The organism is Arthrobacter sp. H14 (assembly GCF_000520495.1).
Lineage (GTDB): Bacteria > Actinomycetota > Actinomycetes > Actinomycetales > Micrococcaceae > Arthrobacter_C.
On record NZ_KI914635.1, the window covers coordinates 44532 to 59022 of the forward strand.

13 protein-coding genes are annotated in these 14491 nt (G+C 62.4%); 4 read left to right on the forward strand and 9 right to left on the reverse strand.

Going from position 1 to position 14491, the window contains the following annotated elements; all coding sequences use genetic code 11:
• Positions 1–158: 158 nt before the first annotated feature.
• From Y707_RS0105105 to glyA, 4 genes are read right to left on the reverse strand one after another with little or no spacing between them, the layout of a single operon-like run.
• Positions 159–3092: a sarcosine oxidase subunit alpha family protein gene (locus Y707_RS0105105; RefSeq protein ID WP_026534273.1), complete on the reverse strand. Its 2934-nt coding sequence runs from the start codon at positions 3090–3092 to the stop codon at positions 159–161.
• Positions 3089–3403 carry a sarcosine oxidase subunit delta gene (locus Y707_RS0105110; protein WP_026534274.1) on the reverse strand — a complete coding sequence of 105 codons (315 nt, stop codon included), beginning with the start codon at positions 3401–3403 and terminating at the stop codon, positions 3089–3091. Before Y707_RS0105110 ends, Y707_RS0105105 begins: the two co-directional genes overlap by 4 nt.
• 9 nt (positions 3404–3412) lie before the next feature.
• A complete protein-coding gene (locus Y707_RS0105115; protein ID WP_026534275.1) occupies positions 3413–4648 on the reverse strand; it encodes a sarcosine oxidase subunit beta family protein in 1236 nt (411 codons plus the stop codon).
• A complete protein-coding gene (gene glyA / locus Y707_RS0105120) occupies positions 4645–6075 on the reverse strand; it encodes a serine hydroxymethyltransferase (protein ID WP_051441666.1) in 1431 nt (476 codons plus the stop codon). The genes Y707_RS0105115 and glyA overlap by 4 nt, the downstream gene beginning before the upstream one ends.
• Before the next feature lie 133 nt (positions 6076–6208).
• Between glyA and Y707_RS0105125 the strand changes: the two genes are divergently transcribed.
• Positions 6209–6880 (forward strand): GntR family transcriptional regulator, encoded by a 672-nt coding sequence (locus Y707_RS0105125; RefSeq protein WP_026534277.1) that lies wholly within the window; start codon positions 6209–6211, stop codon positions 6878–6880.
• A 62-nt stretch (positions 6881–6942) separates the two neighbouring features.
• Here the strand turns inward: Y707_RS0105125 and Y707_RS0105130 are convergent, their stop codons facing one another.
• The 5 genes from Y707_RS0105130 to Y707_RS23635 form a co-directional block, all read right to left on the reverse strand.
• Complete coding sequence (locus tag Y707_RS0105130; protein ID WP_026534278.1) at positions 6943–7242, reverse strand: type II toxin-antitoxin system PemK/MazF family toxin; 300 nt, start codon at positions 7240–7242, stop codon at positions 6943–6945.
• Positions 7242–7475, reverse strand: coding sequence for a ribbon-helix-helix domain-containing protein (locus tag Y707_RS0105135; protein ID WP_026534279.1), 234 nt, complete (start codon positions 7473–7475; stop codon positions 7242–7244). Before Y707_RS0105135 ends, Y707_RS0105130 begins: the two co-directional genes overlap by 1 nt.
• 77 nt (positions 7476–7552) lie before the next feature.
• A complete protein-coding gene (locus tag Y707_RS0105140; RefSeq protein WP_253905064.1) occupies positions 7553–7894 on the reverse strand; it encodes a cupin domain-containing protein in 342 nt (113 codons plus the stop codon).
• An 85-nt stretch (positions 7895–7979) separates the two neighbouring features.
• Entirely contained in the window at positions 7980–8777 is a 798-nt protein-coding gene (locus Y707_RS0105145) for an IclR family transcriptional regulator (protein WP_026534281.1), read from the reverse strand.
• A 72-nt stretch (positions 8778–8849) separates the two neighbouring features.
• Positions 8850–10160 carry an MFS transporter gene (locus Y707_RS23635; RefSeq protein WP_051441673.1) on the reverse strand — a complete coding sequence of 437 codons (1311 nt, stop codon included), beginning with the start codon at positions 10158–10160 and terminating at the stop codon, positions 8850–8852.
• Positions 10161–10459: 299 nt separating this feature from the next.
• Here Y707_RS23635 and Y707_RS0105155 point away from each other — a divergent pair, with 299 nt between their 5' ends.
• The 3 genes from Y707_RS0105155 (at position 10460) to Y707_RS23640 (ending at position 14325) form a co-directional block, all read left to right on the forward strand.
• The gene (locus tag Y707_RS0105155) at positions 10460–11713 is read left to right on the forward strand and encodes a M24 family metallopeptidase (protein ID WP_026534282.1); all 1254 of its coding nucleotides are present in this window, start codon (positions 10460–10462) and stop codon (positions 11711–11713) included.
• A gap of 134 nt (positions 11714–11847) precedes the next feature.
• Entirely contained in the window at positions 11848–12624 is a 777-nt protein-coding gene (locus Y707_RS0105160) for a creatininase (RefSeq protein ID WP_026534283.1), read from the forward strand.
• A gap of 6 nt (positions 12625–12630) precedes the next feature.
• Complete coding sequence (locus Y707_RS23640; RefSeq protein WP_253905065.1) at positions 12631–14325, forward strand: BCCT family transporter; 1695 nt, start codon at positions 12631–12633, stop codon at positions 14323–14325.
• Positions 14326–14491: the final 166 nt, after the last annotated feature.

Consider the following 14491-nt stretch of genomic DNA (forward strand, 5'->3'; position numbering starts at 1 on the left):
CCGCCAGTCCGCCCGCGGCCGGTCCGCCCGACGACGGAGCCGCCGTCGACGCTCCCGTTTCAGAAGCAGCCTCAGCCTCGCCGGCTCCCGGTGCGCCCGGCCGGGACATCCCGCCCCTTCCCTGCTGCTCGTGTCCGGTTCCGTATTCCAATGCCGTACTAACCATCCCGCTTACTTCCTTCCCGGTCATACATAACGGTGTCCGTCACTTCGACTTCGATCAACCTTCCCTGCAGCGGAGCGACCAAAGTCTGGCCAATCCGCTCGCGTCCGCCCTTAATCAGCGCCAGCGCGAACGACCTGCCCATCGCCGGACTGTAGTAGCTGGAGGTCACGTGTCCGACCATCGGCACCGGCCCGTCCTCCGGAGTGATCGGTGTTCCCTGCTCGACGATCTGCGCGCCTTCGGGCAACCGGAACGTCTTATCCACCGGCAGCAGTCCGACCAGCACCTTTCGGTCCACCCGCGAGTGGTCCAGCCGCGTGTAGGAACGCTTGCCAATGAACTCCTTGCGCTTGGAGATCACCCATTCCATCCCCGCATCCTGCGGCGTGACCGTCCCGTCCGTGTCCTGCCCGGAGATGATGAAGCCCTTCTCCGCGCGCAGCACGTGCATGGTTTCGGTGCCGTACGGGGTGATGTTGAATTCCGCCCCGGCTTCGGCGACCTGCTCCCAGACACTGAGCCCGTACCAGGACTCGACGTTGATCTCGAAGGCCAGTTCACCCGAGAAGGAGATCCTGCAGATCCGCGCCGGAATGCCGGAGGCGAGTGTGGTCTGGCGGAATTCCATAAACTCGAAGGCCTCCTGCGAGACGTCCAAGTCCGGAGCCATTTTGGCAATCACATCACGGGATTTAGGCCCGACGACGGCGACTGTGCTCCACTGTTCGGTCACCGATGTGCACTTCACGTCCAGCTCCGGCCACTCGGTCTGGGACCATTCCTCCAGCCACTCCAGAACCTTGGCGGCACCGCCGGTGGTGGTGGTCATGAAGTACCGGTTCTCGTCGATCCGCAAGGTCACGCCGTCGTCGAAAATCATTCCGTCCGGGGTGCACATGAGCCCGTAGCGGCCCTTGCCCGCGGGCAGTTTCTTGAACGCGTTGGTGTAGATACGGTTGAGGAATTCGCCGGCGTCGGCGCCCCAGATTTCGATCTTGCCGAGCGTGGTCGCGTCCTGGAAGCCGACTCCTTCGCGGGCGGCGCGGCATTCGCGTTCCACCGCGGCGTCCATGTCTTCGCCTTCCTGCGGGAAGTACCAGGGCCGCTTCCACTGTCCGACGTCCTCGAATTCCGCACCGTTGGCAACGTGCCAGGGGTGGATCGAGGTGAGCCGGGCAGCGTCGAAAAGCTTTCCGCGTTCCCGTCCGGCGAGCGCCGCGAAGGCGACGGGCACGTAGGGTGCGCGGAACGTCGTCGTGCCGACTTCGCCTGGCCCCTTGCCCTCCAGCGCCTCGGCGATCACGCCGATCGCGTTCACCGCCGACGTCTTGCCCTGGTCGTTGGCGGTGCTCAGCGAGGTGTAGCGCTTGACGAGTTCCACGCTGCGCATGCCCGCGCCGGTGGCACGGAGGACATCGGCGACCGTCGAGTCACGCTGCAGGTCGACGAAGTGCGTGTTCCAGTCGACCGGCTCGCCTTCCGCGGCCGGGGTCAGCCACAGCGCCCGGGTAGGTGCGGCACCGGCGGCGGAATCGGACAGGACCGGCAGCGCAGAGTTGCCGAAACCGGTCAGCGCGGCGGCTCCGGCACCGGCCATGGCGCCTTCGCCAATGCACGCTGCCAGTTCGTAGTTGCCGCGGGCCGAGCCTACAACCTGCTGGTCTTCCACTGTATCCGCGGGGACGAATCCGACCAGCGTGTCGTCGAAGCGGAGCTTGCCCTGACGCTGGCTGTGCAGATGGACGACCGGGCTCCAGCCGCCGGACACCGCGAGCAGGTCGCAGTCGATGCTCTCTGGAGTGCCGGTGAGGGCGTCGTCGTCGCTAATCGCGCTGATGGTCACGGAGGTGATCCGGCCACCGTTGTCGGTGGAACCGTCACTGGCGCCACCGGCCTCTGCGGACGTGTCGATGACCGCACTGCCGGTGATGATCCGCAAGCCGTCGATGGATTGCGCCGTCTCCGCTGCCTTGGCCGACAGGTCCTGCCGTGCATCCACTACCGCAGCCACTTCGACGCCGGCGGCGGCCAGCTCGGTGACGACGTCGTAGGCACTGTCATTGGTGGTGGCGACGACGACCCGGGAACCGGCCGCAACGGCGTAACGATTCAGGTAACTGCGCACCGCGGAGGCGAGCATGATGCCCGGCCGGTCGTTGTTCGCGAACACCAGCGGGCGCTCATGCGCACCGGTGGCGATGACAACCTGGCCGGCCCGGATGTGCCAAACCCGCTGGCGGGAAACACCGGCCGGGGCCGCGTCACCCAGGTGGTCGGTGCGGTGTTCGAGGGCGAGCATGAAGTTGTCGTCGTAGCTGCCAAAGGCGCTGGTCCGCTGCAGGATGGTGCACTCTTCGGCCGCTTCGAGTTCAGCCCGCGCGGAGGCGACCCACTCGAGTGCCGGTTGTCCATCGATCCGCTCACCCGGGGTCGAGAGCAGCGAACCGCCCAGCTCCGGCTGGTCATCGATCAGGATGACCCGCGCACCGGTGGCGGCGGCATCCCGCGTGGCGGCCAACCCCGCCGGGCCGGCGCCAACCACCAGCACGTCCGTGTGCACATACTTCTTGTCGTAGATGGCGTTGTCGTCGGCCGGATCCAGGCGTCCCAGCCCGGACAGCAGCTCTGCTTCCAGCCCCTCGATCGCCGGCACCATGGTGGACTGCAGCATCGATTCGGCAACGCCACTGCCAGCAGCGGCAACCCGGATCAAGGCGTTGGGCTCTTCGACGCCGGCGGAGAAGATGCCGCGGGGCCGCTTCAGGTACAGGGACGGGCCGGCATCGATCCGGCCCGCGGCCAGCAGTGCCGAAGCCACGGTGTCGCCCGGATGCGCCGTCAGTTCGCGGCCATCCACGCTCAACCGGACCGTCGTGCTCCGGTCGATCCGGCCGCCGTCGGACAAGCGCTGTGTCGGGGTGCTCATGACTTTCCTCCAATTGCTGCAGCCGTGGTGTTGGTGGGAATTTCCGGGGGTGTGGCGCCCATCGGATAGGTGGCGAGCACCTTGTAACTGCCGGTGTCGCGGATCGCGTTGAACCAGCGGCGGCAGCCGACGCCGTGCATCCAGCGCTCGGCGAAGCGGCCAAGTGGATTCGCCCGGTAGAACAGGAACTCGGCCCATTCATGGTCGGACAGCTCGTCCGGATTTTCCGGGTACGGCACATGCGCCTCGCCGCCGTAGGTGTATTCGGTCTCGTTGCGTGGCCCGCAGTAGGGGCATTCAATGAGCAGCATGCTGTCCTCTCAGTGCGCCACGGCCGCGGCGCCGTGCTCGTCGATCAATGCACCGCTGACAAAGCGGTCCAGGGCGAATGGTTTGTTCAGTTCATGCGCTTCGCCGGTGGCAATGGTGTGCGCGAAGGTGTAGCCGGCCGCCGGCGTTCCCTTGAAGCCACCTGTGCCCCAGCCGCAGTTCACGTACAGGTTGTCCACCGGCGTCGTGCTGACAATGGGGGACGCGTCCAGGGTGACGTCCACGGTCCCGCCCCAGGTCCGCAGCACGTGCGCCCGGGCGAAAATCGGGAAAAGTTCGACGGCGGCAGCCATCTGTTCCTCGATCTTGTGGAAGGAGCCCCGCTGGCCATAACCGTTGTAGGCGTCGACGCCGGCGCCCATCACCAATTCGCCCTTGTGCGCCTGGGATACGTAGACGTGAACGTGGTTCGACATCACGACGGTGGGATGGACCGGTTCGTGCAGTTCCGAAACCAGGGCCTGCAGCGGGTGCGACTGGATCGGCAGCCGGAAGCCGGCCATTTCCGCCAGCAGCGAGCTTCGTCCGGCGGCGGCCATTCCGACCGAACCGGCGTTGATCCGGCCCAGGTTGGTTTCGACGCCGGTGACCCGGTTGCCGTCCTTGATGAACCCGGTGACCTCGCAGCCCTGGATGATGTCCACACCCATCGCATCGCAGGCCCGTGCGAAGGCCCAGGCGACGTGGTCGTGCTTGGCGATGCCGGCCCGCGGCTGCCAGGTGGCGCCCATCACCGGGTAGCGGATGTTGTCCGAGGTGTTCAGCACCGGACACAGTTCCTTGATCTCGTCCGGCTCGACCCAGAATGCGTCGACGCCGTTGAGCTGGTTGGCGTAGACCCGGCGGTTGCTGTCCCGGACTTCCTGCATGGTGTGCGCGAGGTTAAGGACACCGCGCTGGCTGAACAGGAAGTCGTAGTCCAGTTCCTCCGGCAGCCCTTCCCACAGCTTGAGCGAGTGCTCGTAGATCGCCGAGCTTTCGTCCCAAAGGTAGTTGGAACGGATGATGGTGGTGTTGCGGGCCATGTTCCCGCCCGCGAGCCAGCCGCGTTCCAGGATGGCGATATTGGTCATGCCGTGGTTCTTGGCCAGGTAGTAGGCCGTGGCCAGTCCGTGTCCTCCGCCACCGATGATGACGGCGTCGTAGGAGGACTTGGGCTCGGCGTTGCGCCACAGGAATTCCTTGTGGTCGCCGAGTGAATCGTGTTCGGCGGTCCTGGTGCTCATCGGGTGGCTCCGTTCTGGTACAGCGGGAACTGGTTGGCGAGCTGTTCGACGCGTCCGCGCAATTCGTCCAGCACGCTGTCGTCGAGCAGGGCTGCGCCGTCCAGGTCCGCGTCCTGCGGGGCGGAACCCTGTGCAGATGAACCATCGACGGCGGCAGGCACGGATTCGACGGCGCGTTCGGCGGCCGCGGCGGCAGCGCAGAGCGCAGTGGCGATGATGTCGGCGACCTCGGCGAAGTCCGCCGCGCCCAGACCGCGGGTGGCCAGCGCCGGTGTGCCGATGCGCAGACCGGAGGAGATCATCGGCGGGCGCGGGTCGAACGGGATCGAATTGCGGTTGACCGTGATGCCGATCCGGTGCAGCAGGTCCTCGCCCTGCTTTCCGTTCAGTTGTGAATTCCGCAGGTCGACCAGAACCAGGTGAACGTCGGTGCCGCCGGACAGGACGCTGATCCCGGCCTGCGCGACATCCGGCGCGGACAGCCGGTCGGCCAGGATCCCGGCACCTTCGAGGGTCCGCTGCTGCCGCTCCCGGAACCCTTGCGAAGCGGCAATCTTGAACGCGACCGCTTTGGCGGCAATGACGTGTTCCAGCGGTCCACCCTGCTGACCGGGGAAGACTGCGCTGTTGATCTTCTTGGCGTGCTCGGCCTTGCTGAGGATGACGCCGCCGCGGGGTCCACCCAGCGTCTTGTGCGTAGTGGTTGTGACGACGTCGGCATACGGCACCGGGCTTGGGTGCAGGCCAGCCGCCACCAGACCGGCGAAGTGGGCCATGTCCACCATCAGGTAAGCACCGACGTCGTCGGCAATCCGGCGGAACTCCGCAAAGTCGAGTTGGCGCGAGTAGGCGGACCAGCCGGCGATGATCATCCGCGGGCGGTGCTCTTGCGCGAGCCGCTCGACCTCCGCCATATCCACCCGGTAGTCGCCGTCGTTCACGTGGTAGGGAACCACGTTGTAGAGCTTGCCGGAAAAGTTGATCCGCATGCCGTGCGTCAGGTGGCCGCCATGGGCCAGGTCCAGTCCAAGGATGGTGTCCCCCGGGCTGAGCAACGCGAACATGGCCGCTGCGTTGGCCTGTGCGCCGGAGTGCGGCTGCACATTCGCCGCTTCGGCACCAAAGAGCTCCTTGATCCGGTCAATAGCGAGCTGCTCGACCACATCAACGTGTTCGCAGCCGCCATAGTACCGACGGCCCGGATACCCTTCGGCGTACTTGTTGGTCAGAACCGAGCCCTGTGCTGCCATTACGGCGGGGGGGGCGAAGTTCTCGGAAGCGATCATTTCCAGCGTCGACTGCTGCCGGTGCAGTTCATTGTCGATGGCGGCGCTGACTTCCGGATCGGCTTCCGAAAGCGGCTGGTCCAGGACTGAATCGGACGTATCGTCCAGGAATGTGGGTTCGGTCTGCAGGGCGGTATCCATACGGTCCCCTTGGGTTGAAGTATTCGGTAATACGAAACTGATATATCAGTACTGGTGATTACGATATGCTGTAGCTCACAGAGAGTCAACAGCCTTCGAAAAAAACTGCAGGCGGAAGGGGATCGCCATCCCGATGAACACCATGCCCGATCTGATGGACACCCATAACGCCGGCCTTTCCATGGCCGAAAGGGCCTACCGCCAGGTCCGCGATAAACTCATCACGCTCGAAATCCGGCCCGGCGATCCCATCAACGAGGGCAAACTTGCTGTCGAACTCGAAGTAGGACGGACACCACTGCGGGAAGCCCTCAAGCGGCTCGAGAACGACCATCTGGTGGTTTCGTATCCACGGCGCGGCACTTTCGCCACCATGGTGGACATCACCGAACTCGCCCAGATCTCCGACATCCGGCAATCCCTGGAGCCGCTGGCCGCACGCCGCGCCGCCGAAGCCGCGACCTTCGAGGCCCGCGCGGAGCTCCGCGAACTGGCCGGGTCGATTGCCGAACTGGACGCCGCCGACGTTGATCCGCGGACGCTGATGCGCTTCGACATCATGGTGCACCGCGCCGTGTACCGCTCCGCCGGCAACGAGCACCTCGAAGATGTGCTGATCCGCTACGACAACCTCGCGGTGCGGATCTGGTTCCTCGTACTGAACAAACTCCCGCATGTTTCGGAGCACATCACCGAACACATCCGGCTATTGCATGCAATTGCCGACGGCGACGCCGACCAGGCAGCGGAACTGGCCTATAACCACGTCCTCGACTTTGAACGCTCCATCCGCACTGTGCTTTAACAACCCCACAAAACTTCCAGCCTCAGCGATATGTTGGTGAAAGTCCAGCCATTCCGCGTTACCTACTCAAGGTCAAACGCAGCTTGAATGGCGTCGCTGAGGATCGCCTCCTGAGGAGGCAGCAGGAAGCCGATCTGACGACCGATGACGTCCTTGGGAACCGTGACAATGTTGTCGCAACTGACGACTGACCCCTGTTCCAGTCCATTCGGAAGACCTACTGGGACCTCGGTCGACAACCCCCGGATAGTGCTCGTAATAGGAGCGACGGTTACCCGATTCATGTGAGGTCGGACGAGTTCACGGGTCAAGATGAGCACTGGGCGTGCCTTGTCCAGTTGCGCGATATGAATAGGCCGCATCAGGCAAGTTCGATAGGCAAGGTCGCAGCATATTGGGAAACGGCATGAAGGTCATCGTCAGATGGCGCCTCCGCCAGGATGCGTGCATCATGGGCGGCACGCTCCCTGCGCCGCTCCCGTTCAAGGGCCTTTGAGACGACCGCCGCCCGGCTCGCCACTCCACCCTCTTCAACCGTACGGTCGATGAAGTCAACTATGTCATCGGGAAGCCGCACAGTAATTTGCTTCGTCATACCGAAATTATACCATTTTGGGATTTCAGCCGGCTGCCCTCGATCTCGACGCCCGGCCAATCAGGTGCCGCGGTGATTTACGTAGCGCGATGTGCCCGGGCAGCCTTGGCTGAGCCAAACCCGGACCAGTCCGCTTCGCCAGGTTTTCCCCAGATCACCAGTACCTTGAGCGGATCGGCGCCGGTATTGCGCAGGTCATGTTCCACGCCTTCGGATGCCAGCACGGAATCCCCCGGTCCGATTTCATAGACGTCGTCGCCGACGCGCATGGACCCGGCCCCTTCCAGGACAAGGTACATTTCCTCCAGCGGATTCTGGTCGGCCAGGTGGGCATGCATACCTTCGCTGCCGCCGGGAGGCAGTACCCATGTCTGGACAGCCACCGGCAACTGGGATTTATCCAGAAAGTGCCACTGCATTTCTACAGGACCATTCCCACCGTGCAGTCGATACGGAAACTTGTTTTCGTGCGCTTTCTCCAGCATGGCACCGTCCCTTGTCGTATTAGCTTGGCTTACCGCCAAGACGAAGCGTGACTTGCCGGGCGGCCTGGATACAGGAACGGCCAAGCTCCTCCAGATCGTCCTCTGAGACCCGGAACTTCGGCGCCGGAGTCATGACAGCTGCAACGGTAGAGCCGCGGTGGTCGTAGACGGGGGCCGCAACGCCGACTTCCTGCGGCGACGTCTCGCCATAATTGACGGCGTAGCCGCGCTTGGCGACCTCCTGCAACCGCACCAGATAATCCGCCCGCGCCCCCGTTCTTTCCGGCAGGCCCGCGATGGTGCCGCTCTCGAGAAGCGCCTTGGCCTGCTGCTGGCCGTCCGCCGCCAGGAACACCTGCACGGAGGAACTCAACGCAGTGTTGTACCTGGCCCCCAGATTGGAGGTGTGCTTCACCTCGTGCCTGCTCGGCACCTGTTCCACCGAGATAGCTTCTGATCCATTCCAGACCAATAATGCACTTGTCTCGCCACTGTGCTCGGTCAGTTCCTGCAGGACCGGATATGCTGCTCGGCGCACGTCCATATCGGCGAGCAACGGGCCTGCCAGGGCGATGATTCCCAAGCCCAAACGGTAACGTCGGGTCGGATCCCGCTCGACGATGTTTTCGCGGTCCAGCGACGCCAGGATCCGTGACACCGTACTCTTGTGCAACCCAACCTTGGGCGCTATCTCGGTGACCCCAAGCAGCGGTGTCTCGGGGCTGAAGCAGCGCAGTATCGCAATCGTGTTTTGGATGACGGACGCCCCACGGCTGTCGCCCCCGGAGTTGCCCTCTGTGTCGGTATTTGCGCTCATAATAGCTTCATCGTAGCCGGGCGCTCCAGGCACACACGGTTATCACCGGCGTCGGGCCTGGGCCGTTGTTGATTATTTCTCACGCAGTGGCTCCCGGGAAGTTTCACGAGCACACAGCACTGCGCTGAGTGCTATCGCGGCCGCCGCCATGAGGTACCAGCCCGGGGCGAGGCTGGTGCCAAGCATTCCGATGAGCAGCGTCGCCATGAAGGGAGCGGTACCGCCAAAGAGGGCGTTGGACAAGTTGAAGCTGACGGCAAATCCGCTGTACCGGATCCGGGTGGGGAACATTTCCGCCAGGAAGCTGGGAAGCGTTCCGTCGTTGAGCGTCAACATGCCGCCCAAAGCGATCTGCACCAGGATGACAACCAGGAAGCTGCCGGTGTCGAGCAGCATGAATGCGGGAATGGTGAAAACAATGAACAGTACGGACGCACTGACAAGCAGCTTCTTCCTGCCGAAGATGTCTGAAGCCAGTCCTGCGACGAAGATGAAACCGATGTACGCGACCAGCGCGAAAGTGGTCGCAAGGAATGACTCCGTCTTGCTAAACCCGAGCTCCTCCGACAAGTATGTCGGCATATAACTGAGCAGGACATAGAATCCGACGGCGTTCAGCAGCACGGCTCCGACGGCGATGAGCAATGTGCGCCAATGGTCCCTGAACATCGTCCGGACCGGAGACGCAACAACTTCTTCGTCGTCGGCCAGATTGCGGAAGGCCGGCGTGTCTTCGAGCCTGGTCCGGATGTAACGGCCGATGATTCCCATCGGTGCAGCGAGGAAGAACGGAAGCCGCCACCCCCAGCTCTCCATCTGATCCGTGGACAGGACTCCATACAGCAGTCCGGCCATCAATGAGCCGAACAGCAAACCGGTCGCTGTGCTGGCCGGCACGACTGCGGCAAAGAGTCCGCGCCGGTTTTTGGGGGCATACTCGACCAGGAAGGCGGATGCTCCGGCATACTCGCCGGCTGCTGAGAACCCCTGCACGATGCGCACGAACAGAAGCAGGAGTGGAGAAAGCAGTCCGACCGCTTGGTAACTCGGCAGCAGACCGATCGCAAAAGTCGACAGCGACATGATCAGGATCGAAAGGGACAGCGCCGTCCGCCGGCCGACCTTGTCGCCAATGTGTCCCCAGACAAATCCGCCGATTGGGCGGACGACGAAGGAAACGGCAAACAGTCCGAAGGTCGCCAACAGCGCCGTCTCGCCCGCAGATTCAGGGAAGAAGACGACGGCGATAGTTGCCGCCAGGTAGCCGTAGACGGCGTAGTCGAACCATTCCACGAAATTGCCGATAAAGCTTGCGGCAACGACCCGTCGCCGTGTCTTCGAATCGACATCTTCGGTGCGCATTTGTTCTGGCTGGTCCTTCATTGCCGTTACGGAACTGGTCTCGTCAATCATGTTTGCCCATCTTCGCCGTTGTTGCACTCGCCGCAACTGAGTTGCATCAACCGTAAATGTGGTCAGGGTCACTGTCAACAGCTCATACTAAGTTTCTTCGACCTGGCTCGACGGCGTAACCCGTCCTCCCAAAACCACTTATTGACAGTGACCAGCATCACCCATAGGCTGATGCAACCGAGTTGCGTTCAATGCAACCGACACAGTTTTCCCGCTCGTACCGGAGTATCAGCAGGGAAGTCACTCAACAGACAAGGAAGGGTCCCGACATGACCGCAGTGGACGAAAGAATGACCAGCGTTTCAGAATTGGAGCGTTTGAAGGTTCTGCACAATGGAGCCAAGGAGACGCTGACGTTTTCCGATGCCGAATTCGAACGCCGGCTTTCAGGACTGCGCCGCATCATGGCCGAAAAGCAGCTGGACGCTGTTGTCCTGACGTCGTATCAGAGCATCAAGTACTACTCTGATTTCTTGTTCACCACCTTCGGCCGCTCCTACGCCATGGTTGTTACCGACGAAGACACCGTCACGGTAACCGCCAATATCGACGCCGGCATGCCGTGGCGCCGCAGCTACGGCGAAAACATCGTCTACACCGACTGGCGCCGGGACAACTACATCCACGGCATCCAGGAAGCACTGCGCCAGCGCGGAGTAACCGTACGCCGGCTGGGCGTCGAGGACGACAGCCTCCCGCTGGATAACCGGAACAAGCTCCAGGCCGCCTTCGAAGGCGCGGAGCTGGTCGACGTCGCACAGGCGGCCATGCGCCAGCGGATGGTCAAGTCCGCCGAGGAAATCGCCGTCATCAAGCATGGCGCGCGCATTGGCGATCTAGGCGGCGAAGCCATCAAGGCTGCGATCCGCGAAGGCATCAGCGAATACGAAGTGGCACTGATCGGCACCGAAGCCATGGTCCACGAGATCGCCCGCACCTTCCCGGACAGCGAGATCCGGGACACCTGGGTCTGGTTCCAGTCCGGCATTAACACCGACGGCGCACACAACTGGGCCACCACGCGTAAACTTCAGCGCGGAGACATCCTGTCGCTGAACTGTTTCCCGATGACCTCGGGCTACTACACCGCCCTGGAGCGCACACTGTTCCTTGGCCAGCCGGACGAACGCTCACTGGAGCTGTGGAACGTCAACGTCGAGGTCCACCGCCGTGGACTGGAACTGATCAAGCCCGGAGCCGTCTGCAAGGACATCGCCGCCGAGCTGAACGAAATCTACGTTGACCACGGGCTGCTGGCCAACCGCACCTTCGGCTACGGACACTCCTTCGGCGTCCTCAGCCACTACTACGGCCGTGAAGCCGGGCTGGAACTGCGCGAAGACATCGACACAGTTCTGGAGCCGGGCATGGTCGTGTCCATGGAACCGATGATTACGGTTATGGACGGTCAGCCAGGCGCCGGCGGATACCGCGAACACGACATCCTCGTCGTCGACGAAACCGGCTCCGAAAACATCACCAAATTCCCGTTCGGCCCCGAACACAACATCATCGAGGCCTAAGAAATCAGCAACAGCGGCGGCGCTGTCCTTTTCCGGGCAGCGCCGCCGTAAACCTCTCACTCGAGGCCTGCAGGCATTGCCGCAACAGTGCTTCATCGGATAGCTGCCGGCCCAGGATATGGAGAATCGCAGGAATGCTTCGCAACAGCGTGTACATGGAAGAGCTCGACGCCTTCACTTACCGGGAAAAGATTGCGGATGAGGGCATGGTCCTCATCCCTGCAGGAGCAATTGAACAGCATGGGCCGCACATGCCCATGAACGTCGACGTGCTGCTGTCGCGGACGATGGCAGGGGCGGTAGCCCAGGAGATTTCCGCCGTCGTCGCCGCTCCTATTGTTTATGGCTATAAATCCCAGCAGCGTTCCGGTGGAGGGAGCCACCTGACCGGTACAACGAGCCTGGACGGCGCCACGATCATCGACATCGCCAAGTCGCTCACACTGGAGTTTGCCGACCATGGCGTCCGCAGAATCGGTTTCGTCAATGGTCACTTCGAGAACTACCAATTTCTGTATGAGGGCGTCGACCTCGCCATCAGGGAACTCAAAAAGAGCGGGGTTGAGGACATGAAAGTAGTCCTGCTTTCCTACTGGGATTTCGTCGACGACGCCACAATCTCAGAGCTGTATCCGGAAGGCTTCACCGGATGGGACCTCGAGCATGGCGGAGTGCTCGAGACCTCCTTGATGCTGCACCTTTACCCCGGCATGGTCGACATGAGCCGGGTCGATGATATTCCGCCCGCTACCCTCCCCAACTACGACGTTTTGCCTGTGCGGCCTGAGCTCACCCCGGACTCCGGTTGCCTGTCGTCCGCCGCCAACGCCACGGCGGAAAAAGGCGAAATCCTACTTAAACGGGCGTCCGCCGGCATGGCCGAAGCGCTCCAGAATGAATTCAGGATGTGATCAACGATGATCGAAAATCAAGAACCGATGCAAGCAGAAGTTGTAGTACCCAAGACCGATCGACCGCCGGTTGACGAAGCGGGCGTGGAAACTCCCAAGGAAGCAAAACGCCGCATGTTCGACGACGGCATCATCAAATGGCTGTCCGTGGTCTTCGTCGTCGCTATCCTGGCTTTTGCGGTTGCCGTTCCAGATGCGGCGGCCGATGCCATCGGCGTCGCCCGTACCTTTGTCACCGAATACTTCACCTGGTTCTTCGTGCTGTATTCAATCCTTGCCCTGGGTGTCTGCGGATGGCTGGCATTCGGCCGGTTCGGACGCACCCGCTTGGGCGGTCCGGGCGCGAAGCCGGATTACAGCAAGTTCGCCTGGTACTCGATGCTCTTTGCCTGCGGACAAGGTATCGGCTTGATCTTTTGGTCCGTCGCCGAACCGATCATGCTCAAGGAGGAGAGCCCGCTGTTCAGCGGTGCTGCCGTTGACGTCCAAGATGGGGCGATGGCCTGGTCCTATTTCCACTGGGGTCTGACTGCATGGGCAATGTATTGCATCGTTGCGATCTGCCTGGCCTACTCACACTTCAACCTCGGCAAGAAGCTGACGTTCCGTGACGCCGTTGTCGACTTCTTTCCGCTGAAGTCCCGCCGGGCAATCGGCGTCGTCGTCGAATTGCTCGCTATCCTGGCCTGCGTACTTGGCCTCGCGACGTCATTCGGCTTCGCCACGCTGCAATTCACGTCAGGTCTGACTTCCTTTACCGGCATCGAGGCCAGCATGCCGGTGTGGATCGCCGTCGTCGTAGCTTTCGCGGCCCTCGCTGCCGTGTCCGTCTACTTCGGAATCAGCAAGGGCATGAAGCGCATCAGCGAGATCAACTCCATCCTGAGCATCGTCCTCGTCGTGGCGGTCTTCGTCTTCGGACCGATCGTCTACCTGGCCTCCACACTCCTGCAGACCTTCGGCGTCTTCGGCCAGAACTTCATCTCCATGAGTCTGTGGGCCGAATCCGGCGTCGCCGCACAAGGAATCAGCAGCTGGGAAGACAGCTGGAACGGCTGGTGGACCGTCTTCATCTGGTGCTGGGTGATCGCATTCTCCGCGTTCGTCGGACCCTTCATCGCGCGGATATCCAAAGGCAGGACGATCAAGGAATTCGTGCTCGGCGTGACCGTGGTTCCCTCCGTCATCGTGATGGTCTGGATCGGCATTCTGGGCGGCGCCGCCCTTTACTATGACAACAACGACGACGGCGCGATCTCAGGAGAGGTCGCGGAAAGTACCGAGAGCGGTCTGTTCGCGATGCTCGACTACGTTCCCGTTGTCGGGACGGTGCTGCTGGTCGTGGCCACTATCCTGGTCGCCACGTATTACATCACCTCGCTGGATTCCGGGGTGCACGCCCTCTCCGGGTTCGTGGCCTCATCCAAGACTCCCAGCCGGGGCTTCCGCGTCATCCTGGTGGTCAGCATTGCCGCCATCACCGTGGCCTTGTTGACCCTGGGCGGGATTTCGGTGATCGGCACGGTACAGACCGGAACCATCATTGGGGCGTTCCCGCTGGCATTCGTGCTGATCATCATGATCGCCAACCTGGTCAAGCGACTGAGAAAGCATGAACGGCCTCAGCGGAACGAAGCGATGACTTTGGAAGATATCGCCGTCGACGAGAACCACGAGGAACCCACCGGCAGGCGTCCGTAACGTCACTGGTTCCGGCCAAAAGGCGGGGTCACGGCAATGTGGCCCCGCCTTTCGCCGTCGGGCCGCGGATCTAGAATGATTGAACTGGTGCCGCTCAACTGGCGCAGGCACTAATCGGCACTGGAGTACGCCGGAGGTGGCTGGAACCGATGACGAAGAAGCGCAA

Coding starts and splice junctions, on each gene's coding strand:
- Y707_RS0105105 (WP_026534273.1), bottom strand. CDS start 3,092: ATGAGCACCCCGACACAGCGCTTGTCCGACGGCGGCCGGATCGACCGG.
- Y707_RS0105110 (WP_026534274.1), bottom strand. CDS start 3,403: ATGCTGCTCATTGAATGCCCCTACTGCGGGCCACGCAACGAGACCGAA.
- Y707_RS0105115 (WP_026534275.1), bottom strand. CDS start 4,648: ATGAGCACCAGGACCGCCGAACACGATTCACTCGGCGACCACAAGGAA.
- glyA (WP_051441666.1), bottom strand. CDS start 6,075: ATGGATACCGCCCTGCAGACCGAACCCACATTCCTGGACGATACGTCC.
- Y707_RS0105125 (WP_026534277.1), top strand. CDS start 6,209: ATGAACACCATGCCCGATCTGATGGACACCCATAACGCCGGCCTTTCC.
- Y707_RS0105130 (WP_026534278.1), bottom strand. CDS start 7,242: ATGCGGCCTATTCATATCGCGCAACTGGACAAGGCACGCCCAGTGCTC.
- Y707_RS0105135 (WP_026534279.1), bottom strand. CDS start 7,475: ATGACGAAGCAAATTACTGTGCGGCTTCCCGATGACATAGTTGACTTC.
- Y707_RS0105140 (WP_253905064.1), bottom strand. CDS start 7,894: ATGCAGTGGCACTTTCTGGATAAATCCCAGTTGCCGGTGGCTGTCCAG.
- Y707_RS0105145 (WP_026534281.1), bottom strand. CDS start 8,777: ATGAGCGCAAATACCGACACAGAGGGCAACTCCGGGGGCGACAGCCGT.
- Y707_RS23635 (WP_051441673.1), bottom strand. CDS start 10,160: ATGAAGGACCAGCCAGAACAAATGCGCACCGAAGATGTCGATTCGAAG.
- Y707_RS0105155 (WP_026534282.1), top strand. CDS start 10,460: ATGACCGCAGTGGACGAAAGAATGACCAGCGTTTCAGAATTGGAGCGT.
- Y707_RS0105160 (WP_026534283.1), top strand. CDS start 11,848: ATGCTTCGCAACAGCGTGTACATGGAAGAGCTCGACGCCTTCACTTAC.
- Y707_RS23640 (WP_253905065.1), top strand. CDS start 12,631: ATGATCGAAAATCAAGAACCGATGCAAGCAGAAGTTGTAGTACCCAAG.